The 20,807-nt window shown below is 72.4% G+C and carries 20 protein-coding genes; 5 read left to right on the top strand and 15 right to left on the bottom strand.

Features of this window, described 5'->3' with window-relative positions; genetic code table 11:
• Positions 1-16: 16 nt before the first annotated feature.
• From ADL22_RS11130 to ADL22_RS11120, 3 genes are all read right to left on the bottom strand, one after another.
• Entirely contained in the window at positions 17-1,105 is a 1,089-nt protein-coding gene (locus ADL22_RS11130) for a hypothetical protein (protein WP_066976418.1), read from the bottom strand.
• Positions 1,106-1,245: 140 nt separating this feature from the next.
• Positions 1,246-3,273, bottom strand: coding sequence for a S8 family serine peptidase (locus tag ADL22_RS11125; RefSeq protein WP_066976415.1), 2,028 nt, complete (start codon positions 3,271-3,273; stop codon positions 1,246-1,248).
• A gap of 159 nt (positions 3,274-3,432) precedes the next feature.
• Positions 3,433-3,957, bottom strand: a complete 525-nt coding sequence (locus ADL22_RS11120; RefSeq protein ID WP_079064021.1) for a DUF2000 domain-containing protein — start codon at positions 3,955-3,957, stop codon at positions 3,433-3,435.
• A gap of 49 nt (positions 3,958-4,006) precedes the next feature.
• Here ADL22_RS11120 and ADL22_RS11115 point away from each other — a divergent pair, with 49 nt between their 5' ends.
• Entirely contained in the window at positions 4,007-4,822 is an 816-nt protein-coding gene (locus tag ADL22_RS11115) for a helix-turn-helix transcriptional regulator (RefSeq protein WP_066976412.1), read from the top strand.
• Here ADL22_RS11115 and ADL22_RS11110 read toward each other — a convergent pair.
• From ADL22_RS11110 to ADL22_RS11070, 10 genes are all read right to left on the bottom strand, one after another.
• A complete protein-coding gene (locus ADL22_RS11110; RefSeq protein WP_079064020.1) occupies positions 4,782-7,121 on the bottom strand; it encodes a trehalose-6-phosphate synthase in 2,340 nt (779 codons plus the stop codon). The two genes, ADL22_RS11115 and ADL22_RS11110, sit on opposite strands and share 41 nt — an antisense overlap.
• A gap of 313 nt (positions 7,122-7,434) precedes the next feature.
• Positions 7,435-8,259, bottom strand: coding sequence for a DNA polymerase subunit beta (locus ADL22_RS11105; RefSeq protein WP_066976410.1), 825 nt, complete (start codon positions 8,257-8,259; stop codon positions 7,435-7,437).
• A gap of 182 nt (positions 8,260-8,441) precedes the next feature.
• Positions 8,442-8,780, bottom strand: coding sequence for an ArsR/SmtB family transcription factor (locus ADL22_RS11100; protein ID WP_066976407.1), 339 nt, complete (start codon positions 8,778-8,780; stop codon positions 8,442-8,444).
• Positions 8,781-8,998: 218 nt separating this feature from the next.
• Positions 8,999-9,367, bottom strand: a complete 369-nt coding sequence (locus ADL22_RS11095; RefSeq protein ID WP_066976404.1) for a VOC family protein — start codon at positions 9,365-9,367, stop codon at positions 8,999-9,001.
• A gap of 43 nt (positions 9,368-9,410) precedes the next feature.
• On the bottom strand, positions 9,411-9,569 hold the full coding sequence (locus ADL22_RS35700) for a hypothetical protein (RefSeq protein WP_199836268.1): 159 nt from the start codon (positions 9,567-9,569) through the stop codon (positions 9,411-9,413).
• Positions 9,570-9,827: 258 nt separating this feature from the next.
• A complete protein-coding gene (locus ADL22_RS11090; RefSeq protein ID WP_066976401.1) occupies positions 9,828-10,802 on the bottom strand; it encodes an NAD(P)H-dependent flavin oxidoreductase in 975 nt (324 codons plus the stop codon).
• A gap of 99 nt (positions 10,803-10,901) precedes the next feature.
• Complete coding sequence (locus ADL22_RS11085) at positions 10,902-11,477, bottom strand: hypothetical protein (RefSeq protein ID WP_066976398.1); 576 nt, start codon at positions 11,475-11,477, stop codon at positions 10,902-10,904.
• Between the two features lie 108 nt (positions 11,478-11,585).
• Positions 11,586-12,785: an acyltransferase family protein gene (locus ADL22_RS11080; protein ID WP_066976395.1), complete on the bottom strand. Its 1,200-nt coding sequence runs from the start codon at positions 12,783-12,785 to the stop codon at positions 11,586-11,588.
• Positions 12,786-12,843: 58 nt separating this feature from the next.
• On the bottom strand, positions 12,844-13,542 hold the full coding sequence (locus ADL22_RS11075) for a TetR/AcrR family transcriptional regulator (protein WP_079064019.1): 699 nt from the start codon (positions 13,540-13,542) through the stop codon (positions 12,844-12,846).
• A gap of 179 nt (positions 13,543-13,721) precedes the next feature.
• Entirely contained in the window at positions 13,722-14,966 is a 1,245-nt protein-coding gene (locus tag ADL22_RS11070; protein WP_199836267.1) for a hypothetical protein, read from the bottom strand.
• 214 nt (positions 14,967-15,180) lie between these two features.
• Here ADL22_RS11070 and ADL22_RS11065 point away from each other — a divergent pair, with 214 nt between their 5' ends.
• On the top strand, positions 15,181-16,398 hold the full coding sequence (locus tag ADL22_RS11065) for a NucA/NucB deoxyribonuclease domain-containing protein (RefSeq protein ID WP_066976392.1): 1,218 nt from the start codon (positions 15,181-15,183) through the stop codon (positions 16,396-16,398).
• A 25-nt stretch (positions 16,399-16,423) separates the two neighbouring features.
• On the opposite strand, the gene ADL22_RS11060 is transcribed toward ADL22_RS11065, so the two are convergent.
• A complete protein-coding gene (locus ADL22_RS11060; RefSeq protein ID WP_066976389.1) occupies positions 16,424-17,284 on the bottom strand; it encodes a MerR family transcriptional regulator in 861 nt (286 codons plus the stop codon).
• Positions 17,285-17,403: 119 nt separating this feature from the next.
• Here ADL22_RS11060 and ADL22_RS11055 point away from each other — a divergent pair, with 119 nt between their 5' ends.
• Entirely contained in the window at positions 17,404-17,763 is a 360-nt protein-coding gene (locus tag ADL22_RS11055; RefSeq protein WP_066976715.1) for a helix-turn-helix domain-containing protein, read from the top strand.
• A gap of 84 nt (positions 17,764-17,847) precedes the next feature.
• Positions 17,848-18,258: a VOC family protein gene (locus tag ADL22_RS11050; protein ID WP_066976385.1), complete on the top strand. Its 411-nt coding sequence runs from the start codon at positions 17,848-17,850 to the stop codon at positions 18,256-18,258.
• Between the two features lie 32 nt (positions 18,259-18,290).
• Here the strand turns inward: ADL22_RS11050 and ADL22_RS11045 are convergent, their stop codons facing one another.
• Positions 18,291-19,853, bottom strand: coding sequence for an FAD-dependent monooxygenase (locus tag ADL22_RS11045; RefSeq protein ID WP_066976382.1), 1,563 nt, complete (start codon positions 19,851-19,853; stop codon positions 18,291-18,293).
• A 207-nt stretch (positions 19,854-20,060) separates the two neighbouring features.
• Between ADL22_RS11045 and ADL22_RS11040 the strand changes: the two genes are divergently transcribed.
• Positions 20,061-20,747 (top strand): TetR/AcrR family transcriptional regulator, encoded by a 687-nt coding sequence (locus ADL22_RS11040; RefSeq protein WP_066976379.1) that lies wholly within the window; start codon positions 20,061-20,063, stop codon positions 20,745-20,747.
• The last annotated feature ends 60 nt before the right edge of the window (positions 20,748-20,807 follow it).

Genomic DNA, 20,807 nt, shown 5'->3' with positions numbered 1-20,807 from the left:
GCTCACACCAGCCGCATCACGGAATGCCGAGGAAGTTCAGCATCGTCCGCCGTACCAGGAACGCCATGGCGTTGTGCCGGTCGACGAGATTCCGCAGGTTCTGCCAGACCACGAGGAACTGCTGCCCGCTGGCGTCGTGCGAGAGGACGGTCGCCTCGGAGGCCACTTCGCCGTCGTTGGTGAGCCCTCCCACCCCGACCTTGCAATGGGTGATCGTGAACCCCGCGCCCAGTCCGTCGATGCCCATCCGCGCGCCGGTCGTCATGAACGAGGCGTCGCCGGTGGACTGGGCATCGGCCAGCAGGCCCCGCATGTCCGCGGCGATCCCGTCCACGCTGCGCGCGTCCAGCGTGGCGCCTTCGATGACCAGGGCGAGAAAGCGCGTCATATCGATGGTGGTGGTCGCCTGGGCCGAGGGCCCGTCGTTCACCGACGGCACCCGCACCGCGGGAAACGCGCCCTTGAACGTCCCGGCCAGCCAGATGCCCTGGTTCGTCGCCGGGTCGAACAGCCCGGCGTTGGCCAGCAGCCCGTTGATCCAGCTGTAGCCGAGCGCCTGGATCGTGGCGGACGCGTCGTCGTTGTTGCTGGGTACGACCATGCCCCGCATGCTGGCCGTGAAGGTCGGGTTGAAGGCCATCAGGCATCCGCCGCTGGCGAGGTTCTGCGGTGCGTCGAAGATGCTCGGATACTTGGGCACCCGCATGGCGTGGGTGATCCCCGGCTCGGTCTGCAACCGCGGCACGGAACTCTCGATGCCCGGGTCGAACGCCGCCTGGAGCCCGCTGAACACCGTGCCCGCCGTGCAGTCGCCCGCCGTGGCCGCGAAGTCGTTGGCGCTCTGCCGCAGTTCGAAGCCCGCGAGCATGGCCGCCATCTTCAGCAGGCTGGCGGAGAAGTGCATCTCGGTGTCGCGGAAACCGGCGTAGGCGAACGTCGGCGAGGTGCTGGTCGGATTCTGCACCGCCGCCACCGACAGCGGGCAGTCCGTCTGCACCCCCGCGGCCGGGAACGTCAGCGCCGTCTGCGCCTGCGCCGCGGTCAGCGCCGCGGCCATCCCGGGGTCAGGACTCAGCAGGTCGGGGAACGGGTTGGGGAACAGCATGCGGGTCTCCTCGGGGCGGGCGGAGCGGGGCGGTCAGGCTTGCGCCCTCGCCTGTGCGGACAGCGCGTCGCAGACCGCCTCGAAGCCCTGCGGCAGCGGGGTGATCCGGTCCCGTCGCACCGGCTCCGGGTGCGCCGCGTTCACGTCAGCCGCCAGGCAACGGCGTACGGCTGGGCGTCCTGCGTGATCCGGTGCGCCCGGACCACCACCTGGGCGTCCCCGGCCGGCACGTCCGTCCAGCTGACCTGCTCGACGTTGTTGACGCGGTCGAAGTCGCTGCCGGTGCCCATGTTCCCGTGCCGTTCCTGGCCGCCGGCCCGGACGATCAGATCCAGGTCGTTCTGGAGCGCCGGCCCTGGCGGATCGGACCACACCAGTGTGGCCTTCAGTCCGTGGCCGCTGCCGGCCGGCACCGCGATGGTGAACGAGCGTTCCGCGTCCTGGTCCAGCGGGTCCGCGTCGGTGAACCCCGCGTGCTCGCCGGTGCCGGGCACGACGAGGGCGTTCTCCAGATTGACCAGGCCGAATCCCGAGTTGTTGTTGGGGGAGGGACCGGCCTCGGACGGGTCGTACTGGCCGGGCAGATCGTCCGCGCCGTTGATCAGCATCGCCTTCAGGAGCGCGGCGCTCGGGTCGGGCGTGCCGTTCTTCACCAGCGTTTCCCGCAGCACCGCCAGACAGCCGGCGACCAGCGGCGTGGCCATGCTCGTACCGCTGTCGAAGAAGAACGCCGGGTCGTCGGAGGCCCCGAAGTCCGTGCTGAACCTCGCAGCGCGGGAGTGCGTCGACAGGATCGACGTGCCCGGCGCGACGACATCCGGCTTGATCCGGCCCTCCTGGGTGGGGCCCCGGCTGCTGAACGCGGCCATACCGGCGGGATTGTCCGCCTGCCGGTCGTCGTGGATCGGATTGACGGGGAACGAGGTCGCGCTCAACTCCCCGTAGGTGAGCGGGATATCGGGCCGGTCGCTCTCGCTCGCGCCCACCGTGACGCAGTTCTTCGCGCAGGCCGGGCCGCTGACCGATGCCTGGCTGATCCGGCCGCTCCGTTCCTGGTCGCGGCCCGCGTTGCCGGCGGCGAAGCAGATCACCAGGTCCTTGTGGTCCCACACCATTTGGTCGATCTCCGCCGACTGCTCGTTGTAGGGCCCGCCCGGCCGGACCGGCCCCCACGAGTTGGTGTGGACCCGCGCCCCTTCCTGCGTGTAGGGCGGTTCGAACAGGTCCCGCAGGTCCGTCGGGATACCGCTCAGCGCACCGTTGTCGTCCAGCAGTGACTGGAGGACCAGGGTCGCCTTGGGCGCGGTACCGGCGATCGCGCCGCCCATCGCCGGGGACGTCCCGTCGCCGAGCACCGACCCCGCGACGTGCGTGCCGTGGCCGGCGGGGTCGTCGGTCCGGTCCGGACCGGTGCGCCCGAGGGCGGTCAGCCGCGCGACCCGGCCCCGGAACGCCGGATGGACATCCTCCGCGGAGCCGAGGTCCAGTCCGGTGTCGGCGACCGCGACGACCTGGCCCGCACCGGCGAACTCCGTGCCGTTGAGGGAGATCCGGGCGTGCAGCAGCTTCCCGGCGACCGCGTTGCAGAGCCCCATCTCGGGGACTTCCTCGATGTGCCGGACCTCGTCCAGGGACGTCAGTTCCGGCAGCGCCTCCTCCAGGACGGTGATCCGGAGCTTCCGCCGGCCGGTCCGGATGTCACCGGGCCCCACTCCGCCGGCCGCGGCGATACGGTCCCGTACCGCGTCGGCGGCCGGGTCCACGTCCTGGTGCAGTACGACGTCCACCGTGCGGCTGCGCGGCCGCACCACTTCCAACGGGTCGGCGAGCACGGCGACCCCCGGCCGGAGCCGGCCCGAGCGCAGCGACGGCCCGAGTTTGAACCCCTTGAGGTACACGTCCGCCCAGGCGACGAACGGCAGATCCCGCACGGCCGCCAGGTCGGAGGGCCGGTAGCCGCACAGATAGGTACGTTCCGGAACGTACTCATGGATCACCACGCCCAGCTCCGCCAGTCGCGCCTTCTCCTCGGCGGACGGCACATGCGTGGTTTGCACAAGCAGATAATTTGACGCCGAAGCGTCCTCGAAGGTCAGTGAGGCACTGGCCAGCTGCTCGGACTGGGCCAACGGGTCAACAGTCACGCCGTTGATGGTGATGCGAGCCACGCCGCCATCTCCTGAAGTCGTACGGATGTGGTGGCTACATGTCCCACTATAGAGGCCGAATGGGGGACAAGGGCGGGCTGTGTGCCTGGGGGGCGCGAATGAGGGGCGCCGCCCATGAACGGTGAACGGCAAACAGTTGAGGCATCAACTGCGGCCGCCTCACGGGTGCATGCGGGCGCCCTTCAGCACCCTGTCGACCGCGTTGCGCGGCCCGTGGACGGCCAGGCCCACCAGGTCCAGATGGTCGCGCGGGACGGCCCGCACCGCCGCGCGGTTGTCCCGGTCGTTCCCGGTGGCGAACAGGTCGGAGGTGAACACCGACCGGGGGAGCGCCCGGGACAGCGCCCGCCCGTGCGCGGCGGTCAGGGTCTCCTTGTCCGCCTCGAAGACCAGCACGGGCTGGCGGAACATCGGCAGATACGCGGTTCCGTCGGCATCGGCGTACGGTTCGCCGATCACCTCCGGGACCGCCGTTCCCAGTCCGCTCACCAGGAACGCGGTCACATTCAGCCGCTGCCAGGGCGCCAGGTCGTCCCGGAGCAGCACGGCGATCTTGGTGTCGAAGCGTACCGGGGCGTGCTCGGTGCGTACGGGGGCGGCGTGGTCGGTGCCTACGGCGTCGGCGTGTCCGGTGCGTACCTGCTGGTCGGCGGTGGGTGCGGGGCTGTGGTCGGTCGCTGTCATGGGACCAGGCTGCCGACCGGCCCGCCGCGGCGTCTTGTACGTTCTTTGCATGGTCGTCCGGCAGCAGGTCTCCGCATGGCGCCCGAACGTCCCGGGCATCGTGGAGGTCTTCCACGCCCGCTTCACCGCCCACGCCTACCCCATGCACGTCCACGACGTGTGGACGCTGCTGATCGTGGACGACGGCGCCGTCCGCTACGACCTGGACCGCCACGAGCGCGGCACCCCGCACGGCACCGTGTCCCTGCTCCCGCCGCAGGTCCCGCACAACGGCTCCCCGACCACCGCGCACGGCTTCCGCAAACGCGTCCTGTACCTGGACCGTTCGCAGCTGGACGAGAGCTACATCGGACCGGCCGTGGACGGCCCCGACCTGGCCGACCCCCTCCTGCGCCGGCGCGTCGGGCAGCTGCACACCGCGCTGGCCCACCCCGGCGACGAACTGGAGGCCGAGAGCCGGCTCGCCCTCATCGCCGCCCAGCTGCGCGCCCACCTGCGCCCCAGGCTCGCCCTCCGCGAGCGCCAGGCATCACGCCAGGCATCGCGCGGTCTGGCGCACGCGCTGCGGGAACTCCTCGACGCCCGGGTGCGGCAGGGCGTGACCCTGGACGAGGCGGCCGGCCTGCTGCACGCCCATCCCACGCATCTGGTACGGGCGTTCAGCGCCGCGTTCGGCATCGCCCCGCACCAGTACCTGATGGCCCGCCGGGTCGAGCGGGCGCGCGGGCTGCTGCTGGACGGCCGGCCGCCGACCGCGGTGGCGGCCGAGGCCGGCTTCTACGACCAGCCGCATCTGACCCGCCACTTCAAACGCTTGGTGGGCGTCACCCCCGGCCACTACGCGGCCCGGAAGGGGACCGGGTAGCCGGCGGGCCCTCGCCGCGGATGTCGGCGAGGACCGCGCGGGCCCAGTCGGCCGGGGACCGGTCGCCGAGCAGGGCGGCCAGCTCGGCGGTGTGGGCCGCCCGCCGGTGGGGCGGCATGGTCAGCGCCCGGTGGAGGGTCCGCACCAGGTCACGCGGCGAGTGCGGATCGGTGAGCAGGGCGGCGGCGCCCAGCTGTTCGGCCGCACCGGCGTGCCGGGACAGCACCAGCACACCCGGCCGGCCGGTGGCGTCCCGGGCGGCGAGGTACTCCTTGGCGGTGAGGTTCATCCCGTCCGCCAGGGACGTCACCCAGAAGACGTCCGCGGCGAGGTACTGGTCGACCACCTGGGCGAAGGGGAGGCCCCGCGGACGGTAGTCGACCGGCTCCCAACTCCCGGATCGCCAGCGGTCGTTGACGTCTGCCACGGCCGCCTCGAGTGCGGTGCGGGTGGTGTCGTAGGCCCGGATGCCCGGTTCCGGCGGCGGGCACACCAGGCGGAAGCGGAACCGTCCGCGCAGCGCCGGATCGCGGGCCAGCAGCGCGCCGACGGCGCGGACCTTGTGGACCGGTGCCTTGGCGTAGTCCAGGCGCTCCACGGACAGCACCAGCAGACTGCCGTCGCCGGCCGCCTTCTGCCTGGCGCGGTCCCGGACGCGGGCCAGGGCGGCGACCGCGCCGCGGTCGATGCCCAGCGGATGCACGCCGATCCGCGGGACGCGGCGCGCGGCGGCGAACAGTCCCCCGAAGTGGCCGGCGGCGGCCGCGGTGTGGAAACCCGCCCAGTCCAGCCGGGCCAGCGAACGGCGCAGCTGCGCGGCGTCCGGCAGTTGGCGGAAGACATCCGGCGCGGGGAACGGCGTGTGGTGGAACAGCCCGATGCGCAGATCCGGCCGCCGCGCCTTGAGCAGGCCGGGTACGAGCCAGAGGTTGTAGTCGTGCAGCCAGACCGTCGCGCCGCGTTCGGCGTGCGCGCCCAGGTGGTCGGCGAAGGCGGCGTTGACGGCCTCGTAGTCCGCCCAGTCGGACGCGGAACGGCGGATCAGGTGGGGCTGGGACATCAGCGCCGGCCACAGCGTGTCCTTGCAGGCACCGTGGAAGTAACCGGCCCACCGCCCGGCCGCCAGGGGGAGCAGCGCGAGCGGCAGTCCCGTGGCGGCCGCCGCCCCCGCCGCCCCCGCCGCCCGCCCGCCGTCCCCGACGAGGGCGGCGGCCCATACGGCGTCCGGTCCGTCCGACCGGTCGCCGAGGACGGCGGTCAGCGTCGGCAGGATCCCGTTCGGACTGGCCGGCCGCCGCCAACGCCCCCCGGACCAGTGCACCGGCGGCCGGTGGTAGCCGATCACCACCGGCGCGGTGCGCCGCACCCAGCCCAGGCGCTCCAAGGCGTCGAGGATCGCGGCGGCACCGTCGAGCGCGGGCCGGTGCACCAGCGCGCTGTCCGGGACCCGTTCCGCGAGCGCCCGTTCGGCATTGCCCACGATGACGCCGTGCGCGCCCAGGCGGTACAGCGACAGGTCGTTCAGCGAGTCGCCGGCCACCAGCATTCCCGAGAGCGGCCACTGGAGCTTGTCGGCCAGCCGCCGCACCGCCTGGCCCTTGCCGGCGTGCGGCGGCAGCACATCGAAGAAGCGCCCGTCCGAGTACGTCCAGGAGCAGCCCAGCCGCTCCACCGCTCCGGTCAGCTCCGGGGTCAGGCACTCGGGGGGAAGGAAGAACGAACACCGGCCGTCCTGCGCGACCCCGTCCTGGTGGACGAGCCCGGGAAAGCCGCGCAAGGCCGCCCGGACGCGCTCGGACCCGGGCCACCCGGCCCGCAACTCCGCCTCGAGCGCGTCGACATGCTCCATAGCGGGGCTCGGCTCGCTGCCGGGGCCCCGTGTCCCTGCTGTGTGCTCCGTCCCGGCGGTGTCGATGACGCTGGCGCCGACGTCCGCGATGATCCAGCGCGGGGCGGGCAGCAGCGGGTCCCGCGCCAGCCGGGTACGGACCGACGCCAGACCGCGGCCGGTGGCGAAGACCACGGTGATCTCCGGGTGCCGGTCCAGCGCCCGCCGCAACCGCCGCCGCGCCGCCTCGTCACCGCCCAGCAGCGTCCCGTCCAGATCGGCCACCAGCACCCGCACGTCCCCGGCCGGGGGCTCCGCCGCCAGGGCGCGGCCCGGCCCGGCGTGGTCCGCCACGGCGCGATCCGCTACGGCGCGGTCTGCCCGGCCGTACTCCAGGTGGCTGTGGCCGGCCGGCCCCCGCTCCACCCCGCCGCGCTCCGCCTCGAAACCGTCCCCCGCCCATTCGGACATGCCGCTCCTCCCGCCGCCGGTGAAGTGCCGTATCAAGCCGTACGCGGTGCGCGCGGCTCGGACCGGCGGACGGGCCGGCCGGCGCCGCGACCATGACCGCGGCCGGCGCGGGCGAACGTCCGCCCCCTGGCCACCTGCTGAACGCGGCGCGCATGAGCCATGCGGGGAACTGTAAACGGACGCCCGGCGGCCGCCATCGGCATTGCGGCGGCATGGCCGGAATTCACCGCCGGGGGTGGCGCGAGAGCGTGCCCACGATGACCTCAGCGGCCCCAACGGGCACAGCCGCCAGCACCACCCCCTCCGACAACCCCTATCTGCCGAGGAGTTGACCGATCTCGTCGTGCAGCGCGGACGGGAGCCGCAGGCCCCACCGTCCGGCGGCCTCGGCGCTCAGCTCCCGGCTCCAGCTCCAACTGCTGCGGGCCGCGGCGCGCACGGCCGGTGCCTGGGCGGCGCAGGTGGTGGCCGTGTAGCGGTCCCGGTCGGCGGCCGGCAGGTCCTGTTCCAGCGCGCGGCTGGGCGTCAGCCAGTGCGCGGTCCGCTCGCGCAGCAGCCGGCAGAGCTGGAGTTGCTGCGGCGCGATGACGGTGTGCAGCAGGGCGTGCGCCCGCGCGGTCTCCCCACGGGCCAGCACGTGCGCGAGCATCAGCGTCCAGTTGGTCAGCTCGTCGATGAGCTGCCGGGCGGTGCTGACGGGCTCCGGCGGCCGGAACTCCGCCAGTTCCCGGGCCGCCCGGGTCAGCCGCCCGGTGCGGTCGAGCAGAACGGCCTCCTCGGGGCGGGGGAGGTGCACCATCCCGCGCCAGCCGGGCACCTCCGCGATCCCCGGCCCGGCCGCGCTGAGGTGGAACTCACCGCGCATCAGATCCTCGAAGACCACGGCCAGAACGCCGTACATGTTGGTGTACGCCAGCTTGAGCGGGGCCAGCCGGCGCAGAAAGCCCGGCCCGTCGAAACCGTCGAGGTCCGCGTCCCGGACGTAGAGATACGCCTCGATGTCGGAGTGGGCGTCGGCCTCGCCGAGTGTCCAGGACCCGTAGAGCAGAACGCCTTCGAGGCGCGGCTCCGCCCGGGCGATCCGCCGCAACTGCGCGATACGGGCGTCGAGTAGGGGAGCGGCAGTACGCGATGCCATGGTGGGAAAGTCTCCTGAGCCGAGCGTGCGGACACGCTGAAGAGAGCCCGGTGCTCACCGGGCCGGTGACAGTGATGGCGGCGGCGGTTGGTATCGGCGCCGTACCGCCCTGCTCAGGAAAAGACACCCATGCCAGGCATCCTAGGTCCGGTCGTCGGACTCCGGTCCGCGGGGGCCTTCGCTCACGCCTCGTCGCGCTGCGCCAGCAGCGTCCGCAGCAGCCCCGGGAACGCCTGGTCGAACTCCGCACCGCGCAAGGCGTTCATCCGGGACGTACCGGCGTAGTACTGGCGGATCAGTCCCGCCTCGCGCAGCACATGGAAGTGGTGGGTGGCCGTCGACTTGCTGACCGGCAGGTCGAACGTCCCGCAGGCGAGGTCGTCCCGGGAGGTGTGCAACTGCCGGACGATACTGCGGCGCACCGGATCGACCAGCGCCTCCAGCACCTGCTGGAGCGTGATCGTGCGGAGATCCGGATGCGGCGGCACCCGGTCCCGGCCGCACCGCTGCCCCGCCGTCATCGCCCGCCGACCTCTCGCCTCATCCGACGTCCTCCCGTGGTGCCTGGCACGCTTGCGCGCCGCCCGCGGCCTTCCGCGCCGCCTGGCGTCCTCCTGCCACCGCCATGGTACGACAGTGATCGAACTTCAGGCATGGGGGTACGGGCGAGGGGAGCCTCCCGGGCCGCTCGCTGCCGCCCGGGCGGCTCCCCTTCCGGGCTCTCGCCTCCTCCCGGCTCTCACTCGCGCCCGGTGTCGATCACGCAGAAGCGATTGCCTTCCGGATCGGCGAGCACGATGAAGTCCGCGTCGTCCGGATAGCTGTCCCAGTCGACCCGCCGGGCGCCCAGGGCGATCAGGCGCTCGGCCTCGGCCGCCTGGTCGGCGGCGTTCCCGGCGTACAAGTCCAGGTGCACGCGCGGGTATTCCTGGGCGGGCGTCCGGCTGAGACCGAGCGACAACTGCACCCCGGTGCCGTCCCGGGGGACCAGAACCACCCAGTCGTCCGCCATCTCCTCACGCGGAACGTAATCCAGCGCCGCCGTCCAGAACGCGGCCGCGCGCCGCACGTCCGCCACGCCCAGGACCACCGAACCAACACTCAGCATGCGCCGATTCTGCCGGACGGCAGGCGGGACTTTGCGGACACCCCTAGCGGTTTTCCGCCCACCACACCGCGAGGCCGATCAGGCCGGTGCCGCACGCGTAGGACGCGCCGCGCAAGAAATTGGTGACCACCAGCCGGCCGTAGCGGCGCCATGGTTTGCGGAAACGGGCGGGTGTCGGCGGACGTCCCTCCACAGTCGTCATAGGAACCCCTCTCGTACACGCGAAGAACAGCGGTTCCACAGGGGGAGCCCCGACGGGCCGGGACCCGTCGGCCTGCTCTGGCCCGGGCTCCCTTGCGTTGCACATGAGTCTACGAGGTTGTGCTTTTGTGAAGAGGGAGGCGGCCCGGCGGGTCCTGACAAAATGTCATGTTCAGTGGCGCGACCGGCGGACGCGGCCGCATCCGGGTCACCCCGCCCCCCCCCGGGCATCGGGGTCACCCCGCACCCCGCATCCGGTTCACCTTGCCCCCCGCAACCGGGCCAGCCGGTCGAGGGCCGCCTCCGTCTCCGCCGCCAGCGCGGACACCAGCTCGGCGGCGGCCCGCAGATCCGTGATCAGATCCACGCCCTCCCCGGCCCACACCGGTACGACGTCCAGATCGTGCCTGCCCGCCGCTTCCCGGTACGCCGCCTTCGCCGCCGCGTCGCCGCGCAGCTCGTCCTCCCGCGCCCGCCACCGGTCGAGATAGCCGTTGCGCAGGGTCCGCGCGGTGTAGCGCTCGGGCCAGCCCGCCTCGCGCGCGATGTCCAGCACCCGGCTCCGCTCGGTCTCGTCGCCGGACGCCCGGACCAGCGCCGCCCCCACCCCGGGCGCCGTCAGCGCCTCGCAACTGGCCTGGAAGCGCGTGCCGATCACCGCGCCCGCCGCCCCCAGCGCCAGCGCCGCCGCCACCCCGCGGCCGTCCGCGATCCCGCCCGCGGCGAGCACCGGCACCGGCGCGGCGAGGTCGGCCACCGCCGGCACCAGCGGCAACGCCGCCCGCCGGCCGCCGTGCCCGCCGGCCTCCGTCCCCTGCGCCACCAGCACGTCCGCGCCCGCGTCCAGGGCGCGCCGCGCCTCCGCCAGGTCCGTCACCTGCACGATCAGCAGCGCGTCCGATTCCCGCCGCACCCGCTCGGCATGCGGAACCGGGTCGCCGAACGAGAGCATCACGGCGGCCGGCTCGTACTCCAGCGCGCAGGCCAGATCCTCGGGCCCGATGGCCCAGGACAGGAATCCGACGCCCCAGGGCCTGCTGGTCTCCGCCCGCACCAGGGCGAGTTCCCGCCGCAGCCAGTCCGGGGCGCCGCCCCGCCCACCCCCGACCATCCCGAGCCCGCCGGCCCGGGAGACGGCGGCCGCGAGCGCGCCGCCGGCGGTGCCGCCCATGGGCGGCAGGACGAGAGGATGTTCCAGGCCGAGCAGCTCGGTGAGCGCGGTGGTGAGCGTCATGCGGCCAGCATGCCCCGCCGGGCGGAACCCCAGCCCGCCCCCCGGCCGCGCCCCCGCGCCATGAAGCTGCGGTCAGGGTCATCAGGGTCGTCAGGGGCGTCAATAGAGGGGGGAACGCCCAGCCGCCCGGATACCACGGCTCCCGCTCATGGCGGAACGCGGCGGACGCCACGGCCAGCGCGCCGGGGCGGGCCTCCTCGACCAGGCCCGCGGCGGCGAGGGCGGACAGTCGGGGGCGCCCTCGTACTCGATCCACGCCACCAGGTCGATCCCGGCGAGATAGCGCCACAACGCGGCGTATGCGTGGCGCGAGAGCGCGGCCAGTTCCAGCACCTCCAGCACGCGGGCGCTGCCGCCGAGCGGGTCCGGGTCGGTCCGGTGGCGGTAGAGCGCGTAGCCGGTGGCGCGCCCGTCGTGTTCCTGGTGGACGGCGCACCGCGGCGTGCCGGCCGTACCGCGGCTCCGGTCGTGCTCGGCGAGCCGGACCCGCCAGTGAGCGGCCTGCCGGTCGGGCCAGCCCACCGTCACCGCCCGCGCCTGCTCGTATACCGTCTCGACTAGGGCGCGCGTGGCCGCGGTACGGTCCGCGCCGTACGTGTCGGCGATCATGCGCGCCCAGGCGTCGAACTCGTCGCCGGTGACGCTGCGCGGGGGATACCGGGGAGGAATCGTCACCGTGTCTGTGTACCGGGCGCGGGGTGGTGGGCGCGACCCAATTACCTTGCAAGAGAGAGGAGTTGAGGGTCGGTCGGTCAGCGCCCGGTACGTGCTGTGAGACAGGCCCTACAGCACCCGGTCGGCGCGTGGCAGGCGGCGGGCCGCGTAGGCCACGGCCCAGCAGGCCGGCAGTGCGAGGACGGCGACCAGGGCGAACTTCGCCGCGGCCGGTGCGTGCAGCCAGCGGAAGGCGTGGCCGAGCCCGACCAGTACCGGTGCGTGCAGCACGTAGACCGCGAAGGCGTGCCGCGACAGGAACCCGGCCGTGCGGCCCTGGCGGTTGAGGCGCTCGCGGAAGACCACCGTCAGGCCGATGACCATGCTCACCGCGAAGACCGACTCCCAGGCGGCGGCCAGCAGTGACTGCCAGGTGCCGTGGCCGTCGAGCGTCCGGTCCGGCGCGGTGAGGACCACGGGGAGGTAGGCGAGGGTCGCCGCACCCGCGGCCGCGAATCCCAGGCGCCCGGCGCGGCGGGACAGGGTCTCCGGCCAGCCCCGGCGGCGGGCCACCACGCCGACCGCGAAGAAGCTCGCGTACTGCATCAGGTAGCTGGGCGTCGGCAGCCCGAGGAACGGGACGTAGGTGCCGGTCGGGACGGCGATGCGCCAGGCGTACGTGGCGAGGACGAGCCCCGCGGTGAAGAGCACGATGGTGCCGGCGCGCAACGGGCGCGACAGCGACAACTGCGCGTTGGCATCGACCGTGGGCACGGTCATCGCGCGTCGGGTGCGCAGTCGGCGCGCCAGCACGTACAACAGGGCGAAGACGAGCAGCACTTCGGCGAACCACAGTGGCCCGGCGTCCCAACTCATGAGGTAGTAGAGCCAGTACGGGAGCGCGTCGCCGCGCTCGGCGAACACGGAACGGAGGTGGAGGAAGCCGCCGAAGTCCGTCAGCGGGCGGATCAGCAGCAGGAAGAGGAGCAGCGGGATGCCGAGCCGCTTGAGCCGGTCGCGGAGGAAGGCGCCGGCGCCCTTGCGCTCGTACGACGGCGGGGTGAAGTACCCGGCGATCATGAAGAAGAAGCCCATGAAGAACGCCTGGTTGAGCATCAGGAAGACGTCCAGCAGCAGCCCGGAGCCGTCCTTGGCGGGCTCGGTGTAGTACCAGGCGGGGATGTGGCTGTAGGTGACGGCCGTGTGGTGCAGCACCACCAGGGCCGTCAGGGCGATGCGCAGGTTGTCGAGGTAGTGCAGGCGCGGACGCGTGGTGGTCGGCGCCGTGGTGCCGGTGGGCGCTGCGGCGCGCCCGAGGTTGTCTGCCACCGGTGTCTGTCCCCCGTTTCGTGTTGTGGTCGGTCTGCCGTCCCGCCGTCGTGCGGCGTCAGGGAGCGGCCGGGCCGTCGCTCTCGGGCCGGGCCCTGGTCGCGTGCCGGAAGAGGTCGATGAGCTCGCGGGCGTGCGCCGCCAGATCGTGCTCCGGGTGCGCGCTCCAGTACGCGAACATGTTGTCGATGGCGGCCTGAAGGCTCACCGCCATCACCCGGGGATCGAAGGCCCGCAGTTCCCCGCTGCGCTGCCCCTCCCGGAAGACCTCCTCGACATGGGCGTAGAGCGGCTCGCTGGACTCGATGCCGTAGCGCAGCTGGCCGTCGTCGGTGCGGAAGTGGACGAAGATCTCGCCCAGCGCGGCGAGTTGGGTCCGGTGGTCGGCCATGTACGAGGCGATCGAGCCGATGTAGACGCCCAGCCAGGCAGCCGTGCCGGACTGGCCCGCGAGCCGTGACTGGACGAAGCTGCCCAGCGCCTCGTAGACCTGCTCGACGGTCCGCTCGATCAGCTCGCTCTTCCCCGCGAAGTGATACGAGATCACTCCCTTGCTCACCCCGGCCCGTTGGGCGATCTGCGCCATCGACGCCTTCGCGAACCCCCGTTCCGCGATGACCTCGATGGCCGCCTCGATGATCTGCGCCCGGCGCACCTTCTCGATGAGCGAACGCTGCGGCTCGGCACCGGCCGTCTTGCCGCTGGTGCCACCGGTTGTCCCGCCGAGCTGGCCACTCGGACCAATTTCTGACCGCATGGCCAGAAATTTAGCCGACCGGCCAGATCGTGTCCAGGGGGAGACCGGAGCGAGGGCGGAGCAGGGGAGGGCAGGGCAAGAGGGAGCGCTGGGCTCAGGGTCAGAGACGCGGAAGGCCCCGCACGGAACCGGGAGGCCGGGGGTTCACGTGCGGGGCCGCGCTCACGGGGTGGGGGCCGTCAGACCGCGGTCAGGGTGTACGTACCCGTACCGTCCTGCCTGCCGCTGGAGTACTGGCGGATCAACTCCCCGTCCGCGTACCGGTCGTGGCCCATCATGGAGCCGGTGTACTTGTTCTGCACACCGATCTTCGAGCTGCCGGGTACGTCGCGGTAGATGTAGAACCGCTGGAGGTCGTCCTCCGCGCAGGTGGCCGTCGTCAGGTAGGCCTGCTCCTGGTTGGCGATGTTCGCCGGGACGGTGGCGCACCCGCCGTTGCCCCAGTTCCACAGGGACGCCTCGATGACCCCGTTGCGCTCCGTCACGTTGCACAGCCGCCAGTTGTCCAGGTGGGCGCTGAAGAAGGTGGATTCGCGCAGGCGGATGCCGTCGCTGGCCAGGAGCGGTGCGCTCCAGTTCAGGGGCTTGCCGGGGACCTCGATCTTGTAGACGGCGGGTTGGCAGTTCAGGGCGGCCCGCGTGGCGGGGGCCGGGCTCCCGGTGGCCTGCGCGCTCTTCTCGGCCTTGGCGGCCTTCTCGGCTTCCTGCCTGGCCTGGGCGGCCTTCGCCGAGGGGACCGGCCCGGCCGGGTGCTTGGCGGTGGCGGTGGGGGAGCCGCAGTCGAGGAGGTCCTGCGCCTTGCGCATGATGCTGTTGGCGGGGACCTGGTCCTCGCAGCGCACCGCGCCTTCCTCGAGGGCGGTGAAGGTGGTGTAGCTGCCGGTGTCGGCCCCTTCGACCCACTTCAGCGCCCAACTGCCGTCGCCCAGTTGGACGCGGTTGCAGTTGAGGCTGCCGTACGTACCGGTGACCTTCTTGGTGCCCTTGTAGAGACCGTAATAGCCGGGGTTGCGGAAGTTCCACGTGACGGACGTCGACGTGCTGCTGGTGGAGGTGTAGTTCACCTGCACGTTCAGGCCCAGGCTCGCGCCGACTTTGCCGAGCGTCTCGACGGCGAAGCCGCCTTCGACGTTGCCGGTGACGCCGACGGACACCGAGATGGTCGTCTGGACGCTGGTGCTGACGGTCTGGGTACCCGTCGAGCCGGCGGTGACGTACCAGCCCTTGAAGTGGGTGATCGTCGGGGTCACTTCGGAGGTCTTGATGAACGGGTGCCGTGTGCCGAGGTCGGCCGCCGTGCAGGCACCACCGGGCTCGGCCTGCGTGGCGGCGGACTTGGCAGGTGCGGCGGCGGCCGGTGAGGCGGCGAGTCCCACGGTGGCTGCGGCGGCCGAGGCGGCACAGGCCATGAGCGTTCTGCCCATGCGGCTGACGGGTCTTCTGGGGCGCATCGTTGCCCTTTCCCCCTGGTTGTGTGTTCGGTCAACGGGTGAACGTAGCGGCCACGGCAGTGGTGGTGTGAGCCCCCAACGGGCCAAAAATAGTCACGGATGGGCTTATTCCGCCCCTGTGCGCGCAGGCGCCGGACCGGTTCGATCCCTGGTGGACCCGTACACCACCGATTGAGGGGGACCACCCTTGAAACGCCTCAGACGCCTGCTCGCGGCCGTGGCCGCACTCGCCCTCACCGCGACCCTCCTCGCCCTGGGCACCTCACCGGCCGCCGCCGCACCCGCCCAGGCCGCCCCCAAGGGCTACGGCACCTGCAAGGCCACCGCCCCGGGCTCCCAGGCACGCCGCCAGGGCACCGGCTGGACCTGTGCCGACGCGGTGCCCGTCGCCGCCCCTGCCACTGCCACCGCGCGCACCGTGCGCGGCGTCTCGGACGGTGCCTGCGCCAACGGCCGGGACTCCGACCGGCACAACTACTGCTGGAGCGAGAGGTTCACGATCTGGGCCTTCGACACCAGCGGCAAGGAGATAGGCCACGCCGTCGTCGTGGCCGCGAGCTTCGCCCGCCTGAGCTCCTCCAGCGGGAAGTGGACGGAGAACATCGCCGTCAAGGCCACCGAGATGGAGGGCGAGGCGAAGACCGTGTCGATGGACCTGTCCGCCACCTGCAGCGGCCTGTGCACCGTGGACGCACCGGCCTGGGGCGGCGCGCCCGTCGAACTGGCGCTGGGCGACGAGAAGACCGGGAACCTCTCCTTCACCTCCACCGTCACCAACGGCAATTACTCGTTCATCTCCCCCACCTACACATCGTTCGGGGAGATCCTCGACGTGCCCGGCAGCCCCGCGAACCCGGTGACCTGGAACGGCCACGAGCTGCGCTGCGATGCGCAGATCGGCCAGACCCCCGGCTGCATCGTGATGGGGCACCTGGCCAACGTGACCATCCGCGAATCCGCCTACGGGGCCGCCGCCATCGCCTACGGGTGGGCGCAGAGCAACCTCAAGGGCGGCAACTTCGGCACCAAGACCAGGCCGCTGCAGCGCAATTCCGGTGGGAAGACGGAGGCGGCCAAGAAGCGCAGGCAGTCGTGCACGGCGGCCCCGGACCCGTTCAAGAAGGACCCCAGCGTCCCGGACGACTCCTGCGACGAGTTCCCCTTCGCCAGCTCCGTGCAGGGCGGCACGAACGGCTCCGAGTGCACGGAGATCATCCCCAGGAAGACCGCCGGGGTGTGGCGCGTCGATGTCGTACGGGCCAGCCCCCACGGCGATAACGCGCCCTGCATCCGGGCGCATGTGCCGCTGCCCGAGAACAGGGGGGCGGGCGGTGAACTCGGCCGAGCCGTCGTCGCGGACCGCATCCTCGAGAAGGAGTGGTACGAGGTGATCATCGCCCCCTAGCCGCCCAGGCACGCCACCTACGCGGTCACTCCCACACCGCCGTCGCCGGATCGACCCCGTGGGCCTCCGCGTTGGCGAAGAACACCGCGCGCAGCCAGAGCGTCAGGCCGGGCGCCAGCGCGTCGTAGTACGACGCGTACCGGGGATCGTCGGTGAACAGGCGGCCCAGGCATGCCTGCATGGCGTGGGTGCAGTCGAAATAGGTCGACATCAGGGCACGGTGGCGCTCTGCCAGGGCGTTGGCCTCGTCGGAGCCCGGGGCGACGCCGGCGCGGCAGGCGGCGGCGAGGTCGGCGTTGAGCGCGTGGGTGGTGGCCGCGACGTCCTTCCAGTCCTCGGCGGACAGGGCCGCGGCCCGTTCGGCGTACTGGGCCCACTGGGCGCTGTCGCCCCAGCGCTCCTCGGCCTCCGCCACCAGGCCGGGCTCCCAGTCTGCGCCGAAGATCTCCACCTGCTCCCGGGGCGTCAGCCGGATCCCGGCGTTGGTCGCCGCCAGCGTGCGGTCGACGGCATCGACCATCTTTTCCAGGCGCGCGATGCGCTCGACAAGTTGGGAACGCTGCCGGCGCAGATGGGCGCGGGCGTCGGCCTCCGGGTCGTCGAGCAGCCGCCCGATCTCGGCGAGCGGCAGCCCCAGCTCCCGGTAGACGAGCACCCGGTGGATCCGCCCGATGTCCTCGCCGGAGTACACCCGGTAACCGGACCGGGTCCGGCCGCCCGGGCGCACCAGCCCGATCGCGTCCCAGTGGTGCAGCGTCTTCACACTGACCCCGACGAGCGCCGCCGCCCGCCCCACCGTCAACCCCTCGGACCCCACCGGCCCGGTACCTGTCCCGTCACCGCCTGGTACGGGCCCCCAGGCACCACCGTCACTCTCGTACGTCACCGTCCCAGTCTCCCAGCACGCGCCCGGCACAACCACACGTTTGTCCCGGGACGGGCGGCCCGCGCGCACCATGGTGTGATGGTGCCGTGAACAGCCCCGTGGAAGAGACCAACCGCCGGATGCTGCGCGCCCGCGACGCGATGGACCGCGCCTACGCGCAACCCCTGGACGTCCCGGCCCTGGCCCGGATCGCCCATGTGTCACCGGCGCACTTCAGCCGCACCTTCCGCGTCACGTTCGGTGAGAGGCCGCACCGCTATCTGCAGCGGCGCCGGGTCGAGCGGGCGATGTTCCTGCTGCGGGAGACCGACCGCAGCGTCACAGACATCTGCTTCGACGTCGGCTTCGGCAGCCCGGGAACGTTCAGCCGCACCTTCCGCGAGATCGTCGGCCGGTCACCGCGGACGTACCGCAAGGAAGCGGCGGCCGCGGGCGTGCCGACCTGCTTCACGATGGCCTGGACGCGCCCCAGCGGATGACCGTCCGCACGCCCGACCGGGCCGCTGACCAGCTGAGCAGTTTTGGATAAGTTTCCCACCGGCCCGGTCACTATCGTCATTCCCATGTTCAACGCCATCACGCACTCACAGATCTACGTCCTCGACCAGGACCAGGCCCTCGACTTCTACGTCGGCAAGCTCGGTCTGGAGGTCGCCGCCGATGTCGACATGGGCTTCATGCGCTGGCTCGCCGTCAGCGTGCCCGGCCACCCCGAGCGCCAGATCCTGCTGGAGAAGCCGGGCGCCCCGGCGATGTCCGAGGAGACCGCGCAGCAGGTCCGCGAACTGGTCACCAAGGGCGCCATGGGCGGCTGGCTGATCCTGACCACGGACGACTGCCGCAAGACCTACGAAACGCTGCTCGCCCAGGGCGTGGAGTTCACCGAGGAGCCCACCGAGCGCCCGTACGGCATCGACTGCGGCCTGCGCGACCCGTTCGGCAACCGCATCCGGTTCACCCAGCCGCTTGGCTGATACGCGGCCGACGGGTCCCGTCTCCCCGCGAGCTACGCCGGCTTCGCAGCCACCCCCGTGATCGCGGTCAGGGCCTCTTCCAGGAGGGCCGGGTCGGCGGGGGTGGCGGGGGAGCGCCAGGCGATGAAGCCGTCGGGGCGGACCAGGAGGGCGTCGGTGTCCGCCAGTCGCAGCGCCGCGGCGATGGCGGCGTTGAGGCGGGCGGTACGCAGGTCCATCCCGCGTGCGGCGGCGGCCTTCCGCGCCGCTTCGCACCAGGCGTCACCGGCCGGGCCGGCCAGGACGGCGAAGCGGGAGGCGGGGAGGTCGAGGGTGGAGACGCGGGAGCCACCGGGGCCGCTCAGCCAGTGGTGGGGGAGGCGCGAACCCGGGGCGCCGTCGAGGCTCGCCGCCACGTCCTCGGTGGAGGGGACGTCGACCACCGGATCGAGGACGGCGGACGAGTCGTAACGGTAGCCCATGGTGACCATCGGGGCGTTCCAGCCACCCACCGCGCGGCGCTCCGCGACGGCCGCCGGATCCCAGTGCAGCCGCGGATTCTCCCAGCGCAGCAGTGCCTGGCGCGTCACCAACTCCGCGACGGCATGGCGTTCGTCGTGGTAGCTCTCCAGGAGCCGGTCCGCGGCCTGCCCGTTCAGCACCATCGCCAGTTTCCACGCCAGGTTGTGGGCGTCGGCCATACCGGTGTTCAGGCCGAACGCGCCGAGCGGCGAGACGGCCCGGGCGGCGTCGCCGACCAGGAAGGCGCGTCCGGCGCGGAACCGGTCCGCCATCCGCACGGTCGCCCGCCACGGCAGCACGCTGAGGATCTCCACCGGTACGTCCGCCGTGCCGAGCGCGGTGCGGACCGCTGCCAGGCAGTCCTCCTCGGAGGGCGTGCCCTCCGACCGGGGCCGGGTGTGCAGCACCCAGCGCCGTTCGCCCACGGCCAGCAGGACTCCCCGCACGTCGGGGTGGCCGATCTGCGTCATGGTGGGCATCGACCCGAAGTGGCCCACCAGGTCGGCGGTGAAGAGGATGTTCAGGGTGGTCTCCCCGATGACGCCCGGGCCCGTCGTGCCGATGCCCAGCATGCCGCGCACCGCGCTGTTGACGCCGTCCGCACCCACCAAATAGCCCGCGCTGACGGTGCGTCCGTCCGACAACGCCACCCGTACCTGGTCGGCGTCCTGCTCGACGGCGGTCACCTCGGTGCCGAACGCGACGGTGGCGCCGCGTTCGCGGGCGGCGGGGAGGAGGACCGAGTCGATCCGGTCCTGCGGGTAGTGGCCGAGCGGGATCACCGGGGAGGCGGGGAAGGGGGCGGCGGGGGCCGGCGCGCCGGCGCCTTCGCTGCGGTCGATCTCCGCGACGGTACGCGCCTCCGCCCGGCCCAGGTCGGCCGACCGTACGGCGACGTCCGCCAACCGTTCGCCGAGCCCCACCTCCCGGAAGAACTCCAGCGTCCGCGGGCTCAGTCCCAGTGCGCGCGGATGGACCGACGGTGCCGGACGCCGCTCCACGACGAGGGACGGTATTCCGTGGTGGCCGAGGAAGACGGCGGTGGCCAGACCGACGGTGCCCCCGCCGGCGATCACGACCGGAAAATCAGGCATGAATCCCCCTGTGTGGACTGTGGGCGCGGGTGCGCGCCACGAGTTCGGGAACACTGTTCCCGCCAATGGGAACACTGTACGCCTCACGGGTACACTGACCCCATGTCGTCTCAGTCACATTCAGCGTCCGAGTCCAAGGCGGAGTCCCGCCAGTCGCGTTCGCCATCGTGCGCTCAGCCACCGCGGCGGCCCTCGACGTTGGTCTGGATGCGGGAGCGCCGGCCAGGCAGCCGGCCGGCGCTCAGCGAGGAGCGGATCGTCCGCTGCGCGATCGAACTCGCCGACGCGGAAGGGATCGACGCCCTCTCCATGCGCCGCATCGCGACCGAACTGGGCTCCGGAACGACCTCGCTCTACCGCCATATCACCGGCAAGGACGAACTCATCGAGCTGATGGTGGACGCCGTGTACGGGGAGCAGGCCCCCGCGGAAGCGCCTGGGTCCGGAGGTGACTGGCGTACCGAAATGGCCGGTATCGCCCACGGTTTCCGGGCCGCGCTGCTCAGGCACCCGTGGCTGGCGCAGCAGGCGTCGCGGCGGCCCGCGCTCGGCCCCCACGTGATCGAACGGAGCGACCGCGCACTGGCCGCGGCGGGCAGGGCGACCGAGGACGCGACGACCGCCGCCATGATGGTCAGCGCGGTCATGACCTACGTACTCGGCTCGGCCACCACGGAACTGGCCGAGCTGGAGGCCCAGCGCAGCACCGGTATGACCGAGGACGAGTGGCGGAATTCGGTGGGGGCCTATGTCCAGCAGGTCGTCGACTCGGGGCGGTATCCGCACTTCAACCGGCGCATCCTGGAGGCCGAGGAGCCGGACGCCGAGGCCCGCTTCACATTCGGCCTGGAGTGCCTGCTCGCCGGCCTCGCCGCGGCGGTGGAACGCGCGTGACCGCCGGGCCGAGGCCGGGGTGCCGTTCAGCCAATCCACCCCAACAGGTTTACGCTCCAC

Source organism: Streptomyces sp. NRRL F-4489 (assembly GCF_001509485.1).
In the GTDB taxonomy this organism is placed as follows: Bacteria; Actinomycetota; Actinomycetes; order Streptomycetales; family Streptomycetaceae; genus Streptomyces.
This window is presented reverse-complemented; position numbering and strand designations above follow the sequence as displayed.

Bases quoted from the DNA above. Each gene is read 5' to 3' on its own strand.
- ADL22_RS11130 (WP_066976418.1), bottom strand. From the start codon at position 1,105: ATGCTGTTCCCCAACCCGTTCCCCGACCTGCTGAGTCCTGACCCCGGG.
- ADL22_RS11120 (WP_079064021.1), bottom strand. From the start codon at position 3,957: ATGACAGCGACCGACCACAGCCCCGCACCCACCGCCGACCAGCAGGTA.
- ADL22_RS11115 (WP_066976412.1), top strand. From the start codon at position 4,007: ATGGTCGTCCGGCAGCAGGTCTCCGCATGGCGCCCGAACGTCCCGGGC.
- ADL22_RS11110 (WP_079064020.1), bottom strand. From the start codon at position 7,121: ATGTCCGAATGGGCGGGGGACGGTTTCGAGGCGGAGCGCGGCGGGGTG.
- ADL22_RS11105 (WP_066976410.1), bottom strand. From the start codon at position 8,259: ATGGCATCGCGTACTGCCGCTCCCCTACTCGACGCCCGTATCGCGCAG.
- ADL22_RS11100 (WP_066976407.1), bottom strand. From the start codon at position 8,780: ATGACGGCGGGGCAGCGGTGCGGCCGGGACCGGGTGCCGCCGCATCCG.
- ADL22_RS11095 (WP_066976404.1), bottom strand. From the start codon at position 9,367: ATGCTGAGTGTTGGTTCGGTGGTCCTGGGCGTGGCGGACGTGCGGCGC.
- ADL22_RS35700 (WP_199836268.1), bottom strand. From the start codon at position 9,569: ATGACGACTGTGGAGGGACGTCCGCCGACACCCGCCCGTTTCCGCAAA.
- ADL22_RS11090 (WP_066976401.1), bottom strand. From the start codon at position 10,802: ATGACGCTCACCACCGCGCTCACCGAGCTGCTCGGCCTGGAACATCCT.
- ADL22_RS11075 (WP_079064019.1), bottom strand. From the start codon at position 13,542: ATGCGGTCAGAAATTGGTCCGAGTGGCCAGCTCGGCGGGACAACCGGT.
- ADL22_RS11070 (WP_199836267.1), bottom strand. From the start codon at position 14,966: ATGGGCAGAACGCTCATGGCCTGTGCCGCCTCGGCCGCCGCAGCCACC.
- ADL22_RS11055 (WP_066976715.1), top strand. From the start codon at position 17,404: ATGCTGCGCGCCCGCGACGCGATGGACCGCGCCTACGCGCAACCCCTG.
- ADL22_RS11050 (WP_066976385.1), top strand. From the start codon at position 17,848: ATGTTCAACGCCATCACGCACTCACAGATCTACGTCCTCGACCAGGAC.
- ADL22_RS11045 (WP_066976382.1), bottom strand. From the start codon at position 19,853: ATGCCTGATTTTCCGGTCGTGATCGCCGGCGGGGGCACCGTCGGTCTG.
- ADL22_RS11040 (WP_066976379.1), top strand. From the start codon at position 20,061: ATGCGGGAGCGCCGGCCAGGCAGCCGGCCGGCGCTCAGCGAGGAGCGG.